The organism is Sphingomonas sp., from assembly GCF_048594985.1.
In the GTDB taxonomy this organism is placed as follows: Bacteria; Pseudomonadota; Alphaproteobacteria; order Sphingomonadales; family Sphingomonadaceae; genus Sphingomonas_I.
This window is the reverse complement of record NZ_JBMDXG010000032.1, coordinates 1-1,744: the sequence shown is the minus strand read 5'-3', so window position 1 is coordinate 1,744 and position 1,744 is coordinate 1. Positions and strand designations below refer to the sequence as shown.

The window sequence follows — 1,744 nt, the reverse complement described above, 5'->3', positions numbered from 1 at the left end:
CGCGTGGTGGAGGTGGAGGACACCCCCGAAGTGCGCGGCGCCATCGCCCGCCTGCCGCACATGGTGGCGGTCGTCGACTGAGACCACCCGCTGTCGATATAACGCGAACAGAACAACCCCGATGCCCCGCGCATCGGGGTTTTTCTTTGGGCGCCGTTTGCGTATGCTGCATCGCAACATGCAGGGTGGAATGGCGGACGATGTCGAGCGGATCAGGGGCTGAGCGTGGACCGATCGCGGGTCCGGGCCGGTTTGTGTGCGTGTTCAACCGTGACCGCGACAGTTACCAAGTGCCCGTCGCCTTGAACGATGCGGAAATGCACGAAGCATTGGTGACGGATTTCTATGCGCCCGACCGGCCGCCTTCGTGGTTGCCGGGTTTTCTGCGGCGCAAGCGCCACCCTGGCCTGCCGGCCCGCTTCGTCCGGTCGGACCGGGTCGCCTTTGCCGTTCAATACGCCGCCATTGCGCTCAGGCGACCGATGGTGCCGGTGTGGGCCTGGGTATCGCGGCAGTTGGGACGGACGACCGGACGTCTGGCGCAGCAACGCGGGGCGCACCTGTATTGCTATCATGAGTACATGCCGCCGCAGGTTCCTGATGATCGCTGCCTGATTGTCTTCGTCTTTCACCCGCTGCGGCAGCGCGATTACGATCGGCGGGTCACCGAGGACCGCGCGCTCTATCCGGAGGTTGAGGAAGCCTTCTTGATGGAGGCGGCGGCAGATGCGAGCCCGTCTTTCCCCATGCCCTGGACCCGCCCGGACGCCATCGTCTGCGCGTCGAGCGAGACGGCCCGGTCCGTCGTAGAGGCGGGCGCACCGGCGGATCGCATCGTGGTGATCCCGTATGGACTGCCTGATCGCGCTGTCGGCGCAGCAGAGGTCGCCGCCGACCGCGCGAGCGGCAAGGCCCGTTTCCTGTTCGTCGGCACCGGCAGCAGCCAGCGGAAGGGGGTGCACCACCTGCTGCGCGCCTGGCGGATGCGTGCGCGGCCCGATGCGGAGCTGGTTGTGGTGAGCGCGGAACTGATCCCCGCGATCGCTGCCTTGGCTGATGGTGACCCGACGATCCGGATCCTCGGCTATCAGTCGCGCGCGGAGTTGGATGCGCTGTTCGCCTCCAGTGACGTCTTTATCATGCCGTCCATGCTGGAAGGCTTCGGCCTGGTCTATGTGGAAGCGCTTGCGGCAGGGTGCCACGTTGTGGCGACGCCGCATACCGGCGTGCCGGATCTGAACCTGGATGCTGACGCTGCCACGCTGGTGCCGTCGGGTGATCTTGCAGCGATCGACAATGCGATAATCGAGCTGACCGGACGCGCGCGGGCCGGGGAGTTGGATCGTGCCGCGATTTCGCAAGCCGGTCGTCGCTGGATTCAGGCCGATTTCCTCAACGCTATTGCCGGCCATGCACGCGATGTTCTTGCCTGGCGGGCAGGCGAGGGTGATTACCCGAGCAGATACCGGTACAAGCCAGCAACCTCCGCGGTCACCGACGGGACATGACTCTCAGCGGCGCTCCGCGCTGCTCACCTCGAGATAGCGGGCTGACACACCCGTCCGAGCGAGGTTCAATTTGCTCGACTTAGGCCAGTTCCAACCGGCGCGTGAAGCCGCATCCCTTCAGATGCGGCCGGAGAGCCGGGCCAGGCGCCGCGCGCGCGGAGTAGTGGCACCGGCGGCGGCGACGGCGGCGGGCTGGCTTGCGCCGTCATCGCCCGATCCGCCGATCGTGGCGAGTG

1 protein-coding gene and 1 pseudogene are annotated in these 1,744 nt (G+C 66.5%); both read left to right on the top strand.

What is annotated here, in order from left to right; genetic code table 11:
• Positions 1-81: pseudogene (locus ACOJSF_RS01235) on the top strand (50S ribosomal protein L30); the annotation flags it as partial.
• Positions 82-260: 179 nt separating this feature from the next.
• A complete protein-coding gene (locus tag ACOJSF_RS01230; RefSeq protein WP_420140424.1) occupies positions 261-1,508 on the top strand; it encodes a glycosyltransferase family 4 protein in 1,248 nt (415 codons plus the stop codon).
• Positions 1,509-1,744 lie beyond the last annotated feature (236 nt).